Source organism: Bacillus sp. KH172YL63, from assembly GCF_011398925.1.
Taxonomy (GTDB): domain Bacteria; phylum Bacillota; class Bacilli; order Bacillales; family Bacillaceae_B; genus Rossellomorea.
Window position 1 is genome coordinate 1,802,148 of record NZ_AP022842.1, and the last position, 15,394, is coordinate 1,817,541.

Below are 15,394 nucleotides of genomic sequence, written 5' to 3' on the forward strand. Positions count from 1 at the left end.
GGCGGAATGTATTACTATTTCAATGTTCTATTAACCATTGTGATTCTATTGATTGGAACCGGGGTAGCCTTTTTTATCGATGGGTTCAGCAAACAGATGGAGAGATGGATCCCAAAGAAGTTCTTATCTCTTACAATCATACTCATTCTCTTCATGTTGATGAGCGCTGCAACAAAGATGATCAGCATGCAGATCGGGTGGAGTCTGTTTGATACGGCGTTCATTTCAAGCCTTTGCTTCTTTGGGCTTGGCTGGATGACGCATATTTCCGCACGTGCCCATATCAATCAGGCTGGCACAGTGGCCAAGTTCATTACGAACAATCAATTTAAGTACGAATATGAAGCAGCGAGCTCTTCCAATCGAAGTCCTTATCTGATTGCGAGCTTACTTTTCCTCGGCATCAGCTGGGGGCTATCATTCTGGATGGTGTATATGTAGTTGCCGGCGGATTACATCATACATGTTGGCTGCTATCCAATGAATTCTACGGTTCATATGAATTTGATCCATAGCTCACTGTTGGCTCGTTTATATACAGAAATACTTGTGAAATCAGAAAAAATGAAAGAGGGTATACCATCATGCAAGAACTATTTTCTTATAATTGGCAAGTCCGGGAAGAATGGTTTGAGTGGTGCAGGGAAGTGGATGCATCAGAATTGACGAAAGAACGTAACGGCGGGATGGGGAGCATATTGAAGAACCTTTTCCATGTGGCGGACTGTGAACAAATCTGGATCAGTCAGCTGCAGGGAAAACCGGTGATCCAAAAGGATATTCGTTCAATTGAAACATTGAACGAAGTCATCCGATACTCAAATATGACAAGAAAGCAAACAGAATCGTTTTTGTCTCTTTGGACGCCGGCTTATGAAAAGAAAGAATATATCATGAAGTCGAAAACCGGAAAATCCTATACCTTTTCGTATAAAAAAGTGATGCATCATATTATTACACATGAGATCCATCATATCGGACAATTATCCGTGTGGGCAAGGGAAGCCGGGGAGAAGCCGGTGTCGTGCGATTTGATCTTTAAGTAAGGCGAGAAGGGGATAACAAGAATGGGGTTATGGACATGGACAGCCATCTTTATTGTACTTTGTGGAAGTATCGCGGCTGCAATAAAAGGTGAAAGGAAGAAATGAATTTTTTACATAGGATGGCCGATTAACCGTGAATGAATAATTTAGAAAGGATTCTCTTTAGTACGATTGCATGAAGTGTTATACTTGATAAATTGTACAATAGAAATGGAGTGAGATCGTCAATGAAATATATGAAGTCTCAAATGAAGCGATTAATCAAGGATAATAAAGAACTGCAGAATCGCCTGAAAGAATTAATGGATGACATGAATTTAGAACGTACTTTTGCCCTTAAAGCCCTATATCATTCAGAAGTGGCAGAAGGCGGAAAATATCAGGCTGCCTATCAGGCACTGGACTTACCAAAAGAGTAAGTCTTTTTTTCTGGAATTAAAATGCAACTCTCTTAAGTATGGTAAAATCATACATATAGAGGGGGAGTGGAAATGAAGTTTGTGTTTGATTTAGATGGGACGATTTGTTTTAAAGGGAAACCTGTTTCGGAGAATATCGTGGCGTGTTTATTGGATATTAAGAATCAAGGGCATGACGTCATCTTTGCGTCAGCCAGGCCGATCCGGGACATGCTTCCTGTATTGGATGTGAAATTGCATTCATTTCCCATGATCGGGGGGAACGGGTCGCTTCTTTATAAGAACGGGGAAGTGCTCCATTCCACTGCATTTGATTCACTGGATTTGAAACAAATACTTCATCTCATAGACAAATATGATGTGACGTATTTAATTGATGGTGAGTGGGATTATGCCTACACCGGCACTCCCAATCATCCGATCCTGAGCTTTCTGGATCCTGCCAATCTGGCGCAGGCACTTCCGGTTGAATCGTTGGGGCCGATTGTGAAGGTGTTGCTGTTAACCGGCTCAAATGTTGAAGGATTGACCAAGGAACTGAAAAAGATGGATATCGTCGTCCATACCCATACAGACGAAGAGGTTGTGGACCTCAGTCCTCAAAATGTACATAAATGGAGTGCTTTATCTAGCCTCGGAGTAAAAGAAGGAGACTTTATCGCGTTCGGAAACGATGCAAATGATCTTTCCATGTTTCAACATGCGAAGCATGCAGTCATGGTCGGATATCATGAAGGGCTTTCTGCCTTTGCCGATGAAGAAATTCCGTTAATGGATGATTATGAAGAGGACATCATTCAAAAGCTGAGGGAGCTTTCATCCCAATACCGTGAAGTGAAAAAGGGTTAAGCTTGATCCCAACAGCAGTTGAAAGCACCTTTACCTATAGATTCAGCAATAATAACTCTGAATGGATTCAATCTTTATTTCTAAAGATCGAATCTACATTCGGAGTTTTTTATTCATTCATTTTTAAACATATTTATGTGGCTCAATTCTTCGTTTTTTCAACCTTAATGAACAGCGCCTATACCTCAATGATGACCGGCAGCAAGACAGGCTTCATTTTCAGATGTTTAAACACATACTGGCCGACATCTTTACTGATCGCCTGCTTCATTTCTTTCCAGTCAGAGATACCTGCTTCAGATAGATCATCCAACACGCTCTTCACCAGTTTGTTCAGCACTTTCAACAAGTCTTCAGAATGTCGGACGTAAATGAATCCCCGCGTGATGATATCTGGTCCGGTTATGATTTTATGATTTGATTTATCAAGTGTGATGATGATGATCAGCATCCCATCTTGGGAAAGCTGCTTTCGATCCCGCAAAACGGCAGATCCGGTCTCCCCGACGCTCGAACCGTCGACATAACTGTCTCCTGCCGGAACGGAACGGGTTTGACGGGCGATGGCACCCTGGATGTCAACGACGTCCCCATTCTTGACAATGAACGTGTGTCCAACCTCTACCCCGACAGACTCTGCAAGCAGCTGGTGGTGATGCAACATCCGATATTCTCCATGAATCGGAATGAAGTATGTCGGCTTCATGAGGGTGAGCATGAGTTTCAAATCTTCCTGATATCCATGCCCTGATACGTGCATGCCTGTGGTGCTTCCAGTTCCATAAATCACGTGTGCCCCGAGTTGAAAAAGGTTATCGATGATCCGGGAAACGTCTTTTTCATTACCTGGGATCGGTGATGCAGCCATGATGACCGTATCGCCTGGGTAAATCGAAAGCCCACGGAACGTCCCGCTTGCTAACCGGCCAAGGGCAGCCATCGGTTCTCCCTGGCTGCCTGTGCACAACACCGTCACCTTATCCGGAGGGAGGGCATCGATTTCTTTAGCTTCAATGAGCATCCCCTCAGGTACCGTTAAATATCCCCTTTCAAGTGCAACGGACACCACATTGATCATACTTCTCCCCACCAATGCAAGCTTCCGGTTTGAGTGGATGGAGGCATTCACCACCTGTTGGACCCGGTTGACATTGGAAGCGAACGTGGAAACGAATATCTTACCGGTCGCTTTCATGAATGCTTCTTTCATCGCTTCACCGACCATCTGTTCAGAAGGGGTTAACCCTTTCCGTTCAGCATTGGTGCTTTCAGAAAGAAGGACGAGTACACCTTCCTCTCCGATTCTTGCCATTTTATGAATGTCTGCGTACTGGTGATTGGCAGGGGTCAAGTCAAATTTAAAGTCACTTGTATGTACGACATTTCCTTCGGGGGTATGAAAAACAATCCCCATGCAGTCCGGGATGCTGTGACTCACTTTAAAGAACGTTACCTCGATTTCTCCAAGCCGAAGACTGCTGTCAGCATGTACCGTCACGAGCTCTGTATCCCTTAACAGGCGGTGTTCTTCCAGTTTTAATTGAATTAAACCGAGTGTAAAATTCGTGGCGTAAATGGGCATGTTGATTTCTTTGAGCAGGTACGGAATGCCCCCGATGTGATCTTCATGGCCATGGGTCACGATCAGTCCCCTGATTTTATCTCTGTTTTTCTTTAAGTACGAGATATCCGGAAGAATCAAATCAATCCCTAACAGACTTTCATCCGGGAATTTCCCTCCGCAGTCGATGACAACAATGTCATCGCCATATTGAATGACATACATGTTTTTCCCGATTTCATTCAGTCCGCCCAGCGCAAAGATAGAAAGTAGCATTTCAGTTGTTTCCATGAAAACACCCTCCATGTGAAATTTCCTTTATTGTTCCCAATTTCATATATTTCCATCAATGAACCGTATAAGTTTTATTATTGTTCATTTTACAATAGTGTGTGTCATACACTATAATGAATACAGGAGATGATGAAATGAGCGATGTAAATGAAATCGTCGATAAATTATTACAGGAATTGCGCAGGGGGACGATCACCATCGGGGTCCTCAGCCAGCTCTTCCATCCTCAGTACGGATACTCCCTTGTGTCAAAGCTTGGAGATAAGGGGATAGATGTTGAACCTGGGACGCTTTATCCACTTCTTCGCAGACTGGAGAAGCAGGGACTTCTACAAAGTGAATGGGATACCAATGAAACCCGCCCCCGTAAATATTATGTGCTGAGTGACATTGGGAAGGAAGTATACATGACTCTGGAAAAAGAGTGGGAAAAGATTGTGAAAAGCATGGAAGTGCTTATGGATAGAAAGGGAGGAATCTGACATGGAGATGATTGAAAAATATATTTATGCTGTGACGAGCAGGCTCCCCCAGTCGCAGAGGGAAGAGATCGGCAAGGAGCTGCGGGGGTTGATACACGATATGCTTGAGGAGAGAGGGGATGAAGAAGTAAAAGAAGTCCTCCTTGAGCTCGGCAGTCCGAGAGAAATGGCGGATCAATATAGGGGAACAGGCAGATATCTCATCAGTCCCACCTTGTTTCAGCACTATACGAGCGTATTGAAGATTGTACTCGGATCCATATTGATTGCCCTTTGTACCGTTTTTATCGTAGAAACAATACTCGAACCGGTCCGGATTATTCACCATTTATTCGGGTTGATGGGCTCGATCTTCGGAGTGTGTCTGCAAACATTCGCATGGATCACCATCGTATTTGCTTTCCTTGAATACAAGCAGGTCATTCCGGAAGATATGAAGCGAGGTCAAAATAAAGCTTGGAAACCGGAAGACCTTCCCCCAATCCCCACGAAGCAAAAAAAGATAAAACGGGGAGAAGTATTGACCGGGCTAATATTTTCGATCGTTATTCTGATAGCCTTCGTGTCTTCCACTGAATTTCTTGGGGTTCCTGTATTTAAAGAGGATGAATTGAAGGGAATTGCCTATTTTTTGAACAGAGACACTTATGAGAACTTTCTTCCTGCCATATATTTGATTGTAGGGTTAAGTATCGCCAAAGAGAGCATGAAGCTGATCATTGGAAGGTGGACAGGGAAGTTAGCTGTTTTGATCCTTATCATGAACGTGATAACCCTTATGACAGGTTTATTTCTTTTAAGGGATGGAGCAATCTGGAATCCTTCTTTTGTTGAAGAGCTTTACAGCCTCAATGAATGGAACGTTATGGAAGCAAGCAGGGGAGAGATTCATGCTATATGGGTGCAGGCAAAAGAATGGGTTCGCATCGGTTTCGTCCTTACGCTTCTGATTGAAACGGTCAGCGCGTTGTACAAAGGATTTAAAAAGGAATAGATATGAGAAGACTGGGATAAACTCCACGAAAATAATGGAAAATCCGAATGAATCGATATTCTTTGACAAGAATCGAATTCATTCGGATTTTCGCGTTTCATAAGAAATTCAAGATTTGTTCATGTTTGTGAGATTCGAGTGCAAGGTGGAAACATACTGGAAAAGCGAACGGCAGGAGACTCGCCGAAGGCAAAAGTCATTTTATAAGGATTTTTTCGTATATGTTAATGCTATTATTGACGTTAATGTGAGACTGAGGAATGAAAAAATTTCCATGGCAATGAATCAAGGGGAATTTACTTGAATTACGTTGATCACTACTATTCAGAGGATGATTAGTCTAGTGAATTTCTGGTTTTTATCTTCAATGGTTGATTGGAGCGGAAGATGCTCAACTCCTGCGGGAACTGATGGACAGTGCGAAAAGCGGAGGCGGCTCGTTCAGCCCCGACAAGCATAAGATGAATGGGCTGTGAAGGTGGTCTTTGCCTTCATGGACCATTTAGCTTATGACCTCGAGGGGCTAGCCGCCGTAGCTAGACAGGTGAGACCCTGGGACGAAATCCGAGGAGGCTCACCGCCATCCCCGCGGAAAGCGAGCATCTGTAGCGGAAATCAACCGCATCTCGCTTGTCTAAAGCCACAATGTTTACGAAAAAGACTTTAAAAAGATCAATGTGATAAATCAAATAAATAGAAGGATTTTACAAAACATCTATAGAAGGTAGAGAAGGGAGAAATTTGTTGAAGGAAAGGATTTTTTATGACTGTCACATTGCTGGTGGATTCTCAAAATACGCTAGGTGAAAGCCCCTGCTGGGATTCAGTGAATAAACAGCTTTATTGGGTTGATATAATGGAGAAGAAAATTTTGACCTGGAAACAGGAGAGTAAAACGGTGAACGAGTATGCATTAGATCAATATGCAGGCTGTCTGTCGCTGACCGAAAGCGGGAAGCTGATAATGGGTCTTCAGCATGGCATTCATTATTTTGATTGGCCTGAAGGTCAGCTTGAAAAAATCGTCGACCCGGAAAGCCATCTGGAAGATAACCGGTTCAACGACGGAAAATGCGATCCTGCCGGGAGGTTTTGGGCCGGGACAACCGATACTGTTGGCGCAGGTGGGAAGGGTGCACTGTATGTCTTGGATCAAACTTTACAAATCACCAGGAAAATTGAAAACGTCGGGACGTCCAATGGATTAGCCTGGTCACCGGACGCCCGTTTCATGTATTTCATTGATACGCCAACGAGGCAGGTAGTACGTTATGATTACAACGTACATACGGGGGATATAGAAAATCCTGAGATTGCTGTAACATTCCCGGAACATGCTGGGCTTCCAGATGGCATGACAATTGATCAAGAAGGGATGCTCTGGATCGCCCACTGGGGAGGTAAAGGCGTCTCCAGATGGGACCCTGACACAGGAAAACAAATGGAGTTTATTGCGGTACCGGCTGTGAATGTCACTTCCTGTACATTCGGCGGTGAAAGTGGATCAACACTCTTCATCACATCTGCACGAACTGGGATGACAGCGGAGCAGCTGAAGACCTACCCCCACGCAGGAGGGGTGTTCACGTTAGAAACAAATACAAAAGGTACAGACCAAAATGTTTTTAACGATAGACACTGGAGGGCCTAAGTTCCATGATCGATGAAGGATTGAAAAAACAACTGGCAGATTCATATAATCGTAAATCTACGCAACGGAATGATAGCCCTAAGCAGGACTGGAAAGTGAGAGAGCGGAAGTTGTTTTACTCCATGGTGAAAAAAGAAGGAAATTCCTCATTATTAGAATTAGGTGCAGGCACAGGGTGGGATAGTCTGTATTTTAATGAAAAAGGGATCGCAACGTTCAGTACAGATCTGTCGCCTCAATCTGTTGATCTTTGCAGAGAAAAAGGGTTGAAGGCAGAAGTGATGAGCTTTGACCAATTGGCGATACCAGATGAAGGGTTTGAAGCAGTTTGGGCATTGAATTGCCTTCTTCATGTTCCAAAGGATGAACTTCCAATCATATTGAATGAAATCAAAAGAGTACTTGCACCGAATGGTCTCTTTTATATGGGAGTTTACGGGGGAAGAGATTTTGAAGGAACCTGGAGAGAAGACCACTATGTTCCAAAGCGGTTCTTTTCTTTCTATGAAGAATTCAAACTCAAAGAAGTTCTTTCCCAAGCGTTTAAAATAGAATACTTCAATACAGTTCCAAAGGAAACCGTCGGAGGGGACTTCGACTTTCAATCGATCATCCTGAGAAAAGAAGAAAGGTAAGATCTACATAAGGAGAGATAAACATGACATCTACATGGAAAGCAGTCGACGAATATTATACTGAAAAACTACAAGTCTCAGATCCGGTCATGGATGCCGTACTGGAGGAGAATGGGAAGGCGGGACTGCCTGCAATCGATGTTTCGGCAAATCAGGGGAAATTCCTTTCGCTGCTAGCTCAAATGCAAGGAGCCAAACGAATCCTTGAGATCGGGACGCTGGGTGGCTACAGTACGATCTGGCTTGCAAGGGCACTGCCTTCAGACGGCAAAGTGGTCACGCTTGAGTACAGTGAGAAGCATGCGGAGGTTGCTGCAGGTAATATCCGCAATGCAGGACTCGAAGAAAAGGTGGAAATCCGTGTCGGGGCTGCCCTTGATACACTCCCTGAGCTGGAAGGGGAATTTGATTTCATCTTCATTGATGCAGATAAACAGAATAATGCCAATTACCTTGAGTGGGCACTCCGTTTATCACGACCGGGGACCGTTATCATTACCGATAATGTTGTCAGGGGCGGCAAGGTGATTGATGAGAAGTCTGACGATGAAAGCGTCCAGGGAGTCCGTAGATTTGCCGACATGCTGGCCGACGAACCACGCATCGATTCAACGGCCGTCCAGACTGTTGGTTCAAAAGGATATGATGGATTCGTCTTAGGTATTGTAAAGAAATAAAATTTTCGTTGTATTTTTCATGAATATTATGTAAAATAAATGAAAATTCAAAATCAAACATGTAATGACAGGAATGAGTAGTGACTTATCTCACTGGTGCAGAGAGCTGATGGCAGGTGAAAATCAGTCCAAAGATAAGCGCGAATTACCTCCTCGAACATTCTTTGTGAAGCTGAGTAGCAAAGAACGGCCGGACCGTTATCCGATTTGAGTGGAAGAGTAATCTTCAATAAGGGTGGTACCGCGTAAACCACGTCCCTTTTATAGGGGCGTGGTTTTTTTGCGGTAATCAATAGGCTGTTGAGAGTGGAACGGGTCAATTTTACGTTTAATTCGTGAAATAGAAGTAAGGTTACGGTGATGCAGCGATGTCAAACAGGGAGCCGGAATGATTTATCGGCGGAATTCCCATTATAACGGCGAAATCCTGGATTTAACGGCTAAATTTCCAATATAACGGCGATATCCAAAATATAACGGCGAAATCTCATTTTTATCGGCGAAGTCCCTATAATTGTACCTAACATCCGATTTCAAAGCCCAGACACCTTCCAAATCTCACACGCACAAAACAATCAACAAGCACGCCGCAAACAACAACAACCAAGGAGGCAATATCATGGCGCACACATGGGAAACACTTTCAGCTCAGCAGCAGAATGAAATAGAAAGGCAGCTTGTTCAGTACAGAAACGGCGTGCAGGAGATCATCCCTGAAGCAGAGTTGAGGCAAAAGTTAGTGAAGTCGATCGCTGCCGGCCAGCCGTTGAAGATCAAGCTGGGACTTGATCCGACCGCCCCGGATGTTCATCTCGGTCACACGGTCGTACTGAATAAGCTGAGGAAGTTCCAGGATAACGGGCATATCGTCCAGCTCATTATCGGTGATTTCACCGGGAAGATCGGGGACCCGACCGGTAAGTCGGTTGCGAGAGTCCAATTGACGGATGAAGAAGTAAAGAAAAATGCACAAACATATTTTGAACAATTCGGGAAAGTGCTGGATAAAGAAAAGGTTGAACTGCATTACAACGCTAAATGGCTGTCATCCTTGAATCTTGAGGATGTGATACATTTGGCATCGACAATCACAGTCGCCCGTTTGATCGAACGGAATGATTTCTCCAAGAGATTATCTGAAGGGAAGCCGGTTTCCCTCCATGAATTCTTCTACCCGTTGATGCAGGGCTACGATTCTGTTGCACTCGAGAGTGATGTGGAGCTTGGCGGAACGGATCAGCAGTTCAATGTCTTGATGGGAAGGCATCTTCAGGAGCACTACAATCAGGAGAAGCAGGTGGTGATTCTCCTTCCGTTACTAGAAGGACTCGATGGGACAGAAAAAATGTCCAAGTCCAAGCATAACTACATCGGCATCGATGAAGACCCCCATCAGATGTTTGGGAAGACGATGTCGATTCCCGATGAATTAATCATGAAATACTTCCGTCTCATCACCGATCTGCCTTTGGAAGAGAAGGAGCGGATCCAGGAAGAATTGGAATCGGGAAGCCTTCATCCAAGGGACGGAAAAATCCTTCTCGGGAAAACAATCGTCAGGATGTACCACGGAGAAGAAGCGGCTGAGCAGGCTGAGAAACGGTTCAAGGAAGTTTTTCAAAAAGGGGCACTGCCAGAAGACATTCCTGAATACGAGTGGACAGGTGAAGGAACGATGCCGATTGTAGAACTACTGGTGGCGTTGGAAATGCAGCAATCGAAAAGTGAAGCAAGAAGGATGATCCAAAATGGCGGAATCAGAATCAATGGGGAAAAAGTGAATGATACCCAATTGGAAGTGGTGATTGCAGATGGAATGATTATCCAGGTTGGTAAGAGGAAATTCAAAAAGCTCCGATTGAATCCATGATGGTCGGTAAAATCAGTACCAATAAAGGGGACGGGATAAGGATGACATATACAATAGTAAAACGTCCTGAATACAGGGCTGCAGGATTACGTTGGGAAGGTGCTTATGTGGAAGTGCCACAACTGAAGGAAATGATTCATACACTGAGAAACAGGGCGCATGAACTGGGCAAGTCGGGAGAAAGTAACATGCAGCTCGGATTGTCGTTTCATGTGCGGCCGGATGGCTTCCTTCACTACTCTGCATATGAAGTGGGGCGGGATCAGAAGGTGCCGGACGATATGATCGAAATCATCATTCCGGAAATGACCTATGTTACGGCAAAACATCATCGAGGGGAAGATATCGGGCTCACGTATCACAAAATTGATTTATGGTTAAAAGAAAGTGACTATAAACCTTTTACCGACGCCAGTGTAGAATATTTCGATGTCCTGCCGATCAAGCATGAAACTTACCCGCCTGATAGGGACGAAAGTGATCCACACTTTGATATCTTCATCCCGGTAGAGAAGAAGTGATGGAAACATAAAAAGAGATAGACAGGAAATCTGTCTATCTCTTTCTCTTATTATTTGAAGATCCCAAACGGCTTCCCTACAGGAAGAGCCTCTTTGCCAAAATGTGTGTTCAACACGCTTGCCGCAGATCCGTAAAAGCTGAATAATGAAATGAATAATTCAGAGATTGCTGCAAGTTTGTGCATAGCTTCTGGTGCAATCCCTAAAGTGGAAAGGGAAAGCCCGATAAATAAGAAGTCGATCAATACAAAGATGATGAATAGTACCTTATGGGTTTCCATTGCCCCTACAGTCATGAAGATACTGAAGATCAGGTAACCGATGAAGGCTATTCCCAGTTGATGTGGATCGACGGCTGCAGCTGCAGCTTCCCCGAATACGCCGAAAGAAATCAACCAAGATGTACCGACTCCAAGCCAGAATAATCCAAACGCGCCGAACGCAGTGGATCCGAACGTATTATTATGCTTGGCATCGCCAAAGCAAGCAATCAGTTGAGCGATTCCGCCTAGGAAGATGGCCCAAGGCAGGACGAACGATACGCCGTCAGTCCATCCAAGTTTCGCAGATGAAGCAACGAGTGTGACCATAGCTAGTCCGAAAAGTCCAAGCGCGGATGGATCGGCTGTAGCTATTTGAACCCGTTGAGTGGTTTGAGTTTGATTCATGATGATACCTCCTATTAAACATACTTGACTAATTTACATAAAAAAGTCGTAGTATGCAATAGAAAATATGATGTAAGCGAAACTTTCATAAATTTCTTGCTGTCATAAGGGGTATATCGTATATGTATTGAACTTTCTTACAAATTTCATGTCACGATCACACAATTCACACCAAAAAACGCATGAAAAGAGAGAATCCTACATACACATCTACAGGGGCAGATGAATGCCCGCAGAAAGGGGTGATTGTATGGAGGACTACTTCCTTTTCATGCTCCTATTCCAGGCAGGTCAATTCATCATTGCGCTGCTGGGGCATATTGAAAAATAGAAGGCAGCTGTGAATCTTTCCGGTCTATGACTGTCCTCATAAGCCGGATTTTTTCTTTCCATTTAGTTTATGCCGTTTTGTCGCAATTATACGTTTCTATTAAAATAGTATTTGCATAAGACGGTTTCTAATTTCTCTCTTTGTTGTTATCATTAGAAGATTGAAGAATCAAACGAAATACATATCATCTTTCATGGAAGGAACATGGCTCTTGAAGGTTATTCATCATACATTCATTAAGGAACGATGCGGCACCGTTTCTTTTAAGCGGGGAGAGGCGTATGTCCGATCAGATAAAGTGAAGATCATTCAATATACCAACCGGTTCTGCGAAGCGGTCGTCTCCGGGGAAGAAGAATTCCATGTTACGGTTCGTCAGAATGAGAAAGGACTCATAGAGAGTACATGCACATGTCCGAAGCTCGCTTCCTTTGATAAAGACTGTCAGCATGTCGCCGCAGTCATGCTGGCTATGTGGAATCTCCAAACAAAGGTTAACAACGGGAAACCGACGGTCACCGATGACTTTCTCACGCTTTTTGAAACCGAACAAGGCCCGGCGATATCGAGGCAGCGTCATTTTGAAACGCGGCAAACCGTAACCAGTAAATGGATTGTGAAACATACGCCAAACGGGAAGAGCGGTATGCTCTGCATAGAATTAATACTGAATGATATCCCCGTACAGGATCTTCCCTCGTTTCTTTCGGCACTCAAACAAGGGAAGGAGTGCCCGGTTTCCGCTCGTTATACTTTTGATCGACGCTCACACTGCTTTGAGCAGGATAGTGATGCGATCATTCAGTATCTCATGAGGGTGTTGAATGACGGGAAAGCACACAATAGAGGTAAGGCGCTTGTGATCCCGCCATCTTCATGGGAGCAGCTTGCTACCCTTCTGAGCAGGGCCGAAAAGGTCATCGTCGAACATGGAGGGAGAATGTACGACGGCATTCAACAAAGCAGCTCTCCATTGCCTTTACTCTTTCAATTCGGCCAAGGGGAAGAAGGCTATCGATTGTCCATATCCGGTTTTGACGGGGTGGACATCCTTGAGGAGTATCAAACCGCTCTCCATGAAGGGATATTTACAGCGCTCGCACCAAGCGACTGCAGGCGTCTGATAGAACTGGAAAGATTGCTTGCGACTTCCGGCAAGGATTTCATCCCGATACCGGACAATCAAGTCGGTCTGTTTTTAGAGAAAGTCGCAATCGGATTAAAGAAGTTAGGAAGAGTGGATATTTCCAAAGATCTCTCCACAATACTTGAGACGTCCTCGCTGAAGGCGAAATTATATCTTGATAAAGTGAAAAACCGTTTACTGGCTGGACTTGAATTCCATTACGGTCAGATTGTCATCCATCCGTTGGAAAATCGTGAAGCCCCATCAGGCTCGATGATCATCAGGGATGTGGAAAAGGAAGACACGATCTTGGAACTCATGGAGAAATTCTCCTTTGGGAAAACAGAAGGCGGGTATTTCTTGCATCATGAGGACCTGGAGTATGAGTTTTTGACCTACGGGGTGGAGCAAGTCGGCAAGTTTGTCCAAATCTATGCCACAACTGCAGTGAGGAACAGGGTCGTCAAAGGCACCCATCCACCCAAAATCAGGGTGAAGGTGAAAAAAGAACGGATGAACTGGCTGGAATTCAAGTTTGAACTAGACGGGATTTCTGATGGTCAAATCCAGGGAGTCCTTCAGGCGCTTGAAGAAAAACGGAAATATTACCGGCTGAGAAATGGTTCCCTTCTTTCTTTGGAAACAAAAGAATTTCAAGATATCCAGCGTTTTCTTCATGTGGCAGAAGCAGAGAAGAACGATCTGATCAAAGGTCTCGCGCTGCCGTTTTATCAGAGTCTGGATTTACTTGACAGCGGTGATTCATTCAGGCTTGATGAATCTTTCAATGAACTCTATTCGCACCTGATGAATCCTGACAGCAGGGATATTCCGGTCCCCGCTTCATTGGAGTCTGTGCTCCGGGACTATCAGAAAACAGGTTTCAGGTGGATGAAGACCCTCTCGGATTACCGGATGGGAGGGATTCTTGCAGATGATATGGGGCTTGGGAAGACGCTGCAAAGTATCGCCTTCATCTTATCTGAAATACAGGATATAAGAGAAGGTCAACATCCTGTGCTGATCATCTGCCCTTCATCCCTCACTTATAACTGGAGAAATGAACTTTCCACTTTCGCCCCTGACATACAGGCGATCATCATGGATGGAAGCAAAGCGGAACGGATGAAGAAGCGAAAGGAAGCGGAGAATGTCGACGTAATCATCACTTCTTATCCTCTTCTTCGCAGTGATGGTAAATGGTATGAGGGAAGGAAATTCCACACCGTCTTTTATGATGAGGCCCAGGCATTCAAGAATCCGGTGACACAAACGGCACGGGCAGTGAAGAAGATCGACGCTGTCAACAGATTCGCTTTGACCGGCACCCCTTTGGAAAATTCACTGGAAGAAATATGGTCCATCTTTCATGTGGTATTTCCTGAATTATTCAGGGGGTTGAAGAATTTCAGTTCCCTGACAAGAAAGGATATCGGAAAAAGGATTAAACCTTTTCTGCTGCGGAGAATGAAAGAAGACGTATTGACGGAGCTGCCCGGCAAACAGGAAAGCATCGAATTCTCAGACTTGCTCCCTGAACAAAAAGAACTTTATGCAGCATATTTGGCAAAATTGAGACACGACACCCTAAAGCATCTTAATAAGAATACGTTCAGAAAAAACAAAATTAAAATACTGGCCGGATTGACCCGATTGAGGCAGATTTGCTGCCATCCTGCCCTGTTTGTAGATGGCTATCAGCAAACATCGGCAAAATTCATCCAGCTGATGGAATTGGTCGAAGAAGCCAAGCGATCGGGGAGGAGGGTGCTGATTTTTTCCCAATTCACCAAAATGCTTGAAATGATCGGTCGCGAGCTTTCTGGGAAAGGTCATCCGTATTTTTATCTCAATGGCTCTACACCTTCAGAAGAGAGGGTGAAGATGTGCGACGAATTCAATATGGGTAGGAAGGATTTCTTCCTCATCTCGTTGAAAGCCGGCGGGACTGGATTGAATTTAACAAGTGCAGACACGGTCATCCTTTATGATACGTGGTGGAATCCGGCCGTGGAGGAACAGGCGGCGGACCGTGCACACAGGATGGGGCAAAGAAACACGGTTCAAGTGATTAAGCTTATCTCGAAAGGGACCATTGAGGAGAAGATGAATGAATTACAGGACAAAAAACGAAATTTGATTCAGGATGTCATGAATCCGGATGAAACCCTTGTCCAGACCTTGACAGAGGAGGAGCTGAAAGAAATACTGTTAGTTAAATGACCAAACTGATGATATTTCTTTCATAGGGAGAAACTATCAGCAAAAAT

At 44.4% G+C, this 15,394-nt stretch carries 14 protein-coding genes and 1 other annotated feature; of the genes, 12 read left to right on the forward strand and 2 right to left on the reverse strand.

Annotated elements, in window-relative coordinates; genetic code table 11:
* Positions 1–6 precede the first annotated feature (6 nt).
* From KH172YL63_RS08930 to KH172YL63_RS08945, 4 genes are all read left to right on the forward strand, one after another.
* Positions 7–441, forward strand: coding sequence for a hypothetical protein (locus tag KH172YL63_RS08930; protein WP_173105777.1), 435 nt, complete (start codon positions 7–9; stop codon positions 439–441).
* A 143-nt stretch (positions 442–584) separates the two neighbouring features.
* Positions 585–1,046, forward strand: coding sequence for a DinB family protein (locus KH172YL63_RS08935; protein ID WP_173105778.1), 462 nt, complete (start codon positions 585–587; stop codon positions 1,044–1,046).
* 227 nt (positions 1,047–1,273) lie between these two features.
* Positions 1,274–1,465 carry a hypothetical protein gene (locus KH172YL63_RS08940; RefSeq protein WP_173105779.1) on the forward strand — a complete coding sequence of 64 codons (192 nt, stop codon included), beginning with the start codon at positions 1,274–1,276 and terminating at the stop codon, positions 1,463–1,465.
* A 72-nt stretch (positions 1,466–1,537) separates the two neighbouring features.
* Positions 1,538–2,314: an HAD-IIB family hydrolase gene (locus tag KH172YL63_RS08945; protein ID WP_173105780.1), complete on the forward strand. Its 777-nt coding sequence runs from the start codon at positions 1,538–1,540 to the stop codon at positions 2,312–2,314.
* A gap of 178 nt (positions 2,315–2,492) precedes the next feature.
* Here the strand turns inward: KH172YL63_RS08945 and KH172YL63_RS08950 are convergent, their stop codons facing one another.
* Positions 2,493–4,166: a ribonuclease J gene (locus KH172YL63_RS08950; RefSeq protein WP_173105781.1), complete on the reverse strand. Its 1,674-nt coding sequence runs from the start codon at positions 4,164–4,166 to the stop codon at positions 2,493–2,495.
* Positions 4,167–4,303: 137 nt separating this feature from the next.
* On the opposite strand from KH172YL63_RS08950, the gene KH172YL63_RS08955 reads away from it, so the two are divergent.
* The 7 genes from KH172YL63_RS08955 (at position 4,304) to KH172YL63_RS08985 (ending at position 10,999) form a co-directional block, all read left to right on the forward strand.
* A complete protein-coding gene (locus KH172YL63_RS08955) occupies positions 4,304–4,651 on the forward strand; it encodes a PadR family transcriptional regulator (RefSeq protein WP_173105782.1) in 348 nt (115 codons plus the stop codon).
* A gap of 1 nt (position 4,652) precedes the next feature.
* On the forward strand, positions 4,653–5,645 hold the full coding sequence (locus KH172YL63_RS08960) for an HAAS signaling domain-containing protein (protein WP_173105783.1): 993 nt from the start codon (positions 4,653–4,655) through the stop codon (positions 5,643–5,645).
* Between the two features lie 763 nt (positions 5,646–6,408).
* Positions 6,409–7,296 carry an SMP-30/gluconolactonase/LRE family protein gene (locus KH172YL63_RS08965; RefSeq protein ID WP_173105784.1) on the forward strand — a complete coding sequence of 296 codons (888 nt, stop codon included), beginning with the start codon at positions 6,409–6,411 and terminating at the stop codon, positions 7,294–7,296.
* Positions 7,297–7,301: 5 nt separating this feature from the next.
* Positions 7,302–7,931, forward strand: a complete 630-nt coding sequence (locus tag KH172YL63_RS08970; RefSeq protein WP_173105785.1) for a class I SAM-dependent methyltransferase — start codon at positions 7,302–7,304, stop codon at positions 7,929–7,931.
* Positions 7,932–7,948: 17 nt separating this feature from the next.
* Positions 7,949–8,608 (forward strand): O-methyltransferase, encoded by a 660-nt coding sequence (locus KH172YL63_RS08975; protein WP_442858779.1) that lies wholly within the window; start codon positions 7,949–7,951, stop codon positions 8,606–8,608.
* Positions 8,609–8,663: 55 nt separating this feature from the next.
* Positions 8,664–8,871 (forward strand) — a binding site (T-box leader).
* A gap of 356 nt (positions 8,872–9,227) precedes the next feature.
* Entirely contained in the window at positions 9,228–10,478 is a 1,251-nt protein-coding gene (tyrS, locus tag KH172YL63_RS08980) for a tyrosine--tRNA ligase (protein WP_173105787.1), read from the forward strand.
* A 41-nt stretch (positions 10,479–10,519) separates the two neighbouring features.
* Positions 10,520–10,999, forward strand: a complete 480-nt coding sequence (locus KH172YL63_RS08985) for a GyrI-like domain-containing protein (protein ID WP_173105788.1) — start codon at positions 10,520–10,522, stop codon at positions 10,997–10,999.
* A gap of 50 nt (positions 11,000–11,049) precedes the next feature.
* Here the strand turns inward: KH172YL63_RS08985 and KH172YL63_RS08990 are convergent, their stop codons facing one another.
* A complete protein-coding gene (locus tag KH172YL63_RS08990) occupies positions 11,050–11,667 on the reverse strand; it encodes an acetate uptake transporter (protein WP_442858760.1) in 618 nt (205 codons plus the stop codon).
* Positions 11,668–12,209: 542 nt separating this feature from the next.
* Between KH172YL63_RS08990 and KH172YL63_RS08995 the strand changes: the two genes are divergently transcribed.
* Positions 12,210–15,347: a DEAD/DEAH box helicase gene (locus KH172YL63_RS08995; RefSeq protein ID WP_332066929.1), complete on the forward strand. Its 3,138-nt coding sequence runs from the start codon at positions 12,210–12,212 to the stop codon at positions 15,345–15,347.
* The last annotated feature ends 47 nt before the right edge of the window (positions 15,348–15,394 follow it).

Excerpts from the sequence above, each read along its gene's own strand:
- KH172YL63_RS08930 (WP_173105777.1), top strand. The coding sequence starts at position 7 with ATGTATTACTATTTCAATGTTCTATTAACCATTGTGATTCTATTGATT.
- KH172YL63_RS08935 (WP_173105778.1), top strand. The coding sequence starts at position 585 with ATGCAAGAACTATTTTCTTATAATTGGCAAGTCCGGGAAGAATGGTTT.
- KH172YL63_RS08940 (WP_173105779.1), top strand. The coding sequence starts at position 1,274 with ATGAAATATATGAAGTCTCAAATGAAGCGATTAATCAAGGATAATAAA.
- KH172YL63_RS08945 (WP_173105780.1), top strand. The coding sequence starts at position 1,538 with ATGAAGTTTGTGTTTGATTTAGATGGGACGATTTGTTTTAAAGGGAAA.
- KH172YL63_RS08950 (WP_173105781.1), bottom strand. The coding sequence starts at position 4,166 with ATGGAAACAACTGAAATGCTACTTTCTATCTTTGCGCTGGGCGGACTG.
- KH172YL63_RS08955 (WP_173105782.1), top strand. The coding sequence starts at position 4,304 with ATGAGCGATGTAAATGAAATCGTCGATAAATTATTACAGGAATTGCGC.
- KH172YL63_RS08960 (WP_173105783.1), top strand. The coding sequence starts at position 4,653 with ATGGAGATGATTGAAAAATATATTTATGCTGTGACGAGCAGGCTCCCC.
- KH172YL63_RS08965 (WP_173105784.1), top strand. The coding sequence starts at position 6,409 with ATGACTGTCACATTGCTGGTGGATTCTCAAAATACGCTAGGTGAAAGC.
- KH172YL63_RS08970 (WP_173105785.1), top strand. The coding sequence starts at position 7,302 with ATGATCGATGAAGGATTGAAAAAACAACTGGCAGATTCATATAATCGT.
- tyrS (WP_173105787.1), top strand. The coding sequence starts at position 9,228 with ATGGCGCACACATGGGAAACACTTTCAGCTCAGCAGCAGAATGAAATA.
- KH172YL63_RS08985 (WP_173105788.1), top strand. The coding sequence starts at position 10,520 with ATGACATATACAATAGTAAAACGTCCTGAATACAGGGCTGCAGGATTA.
- KH172YL63_RS08990 (WP_442858760.1), bottom strand. The coding sequence starts at position 11,667 with ATGAATCAAACTCAAACCACTCAACGGGTTCAAATAGCTACAGCCGAT.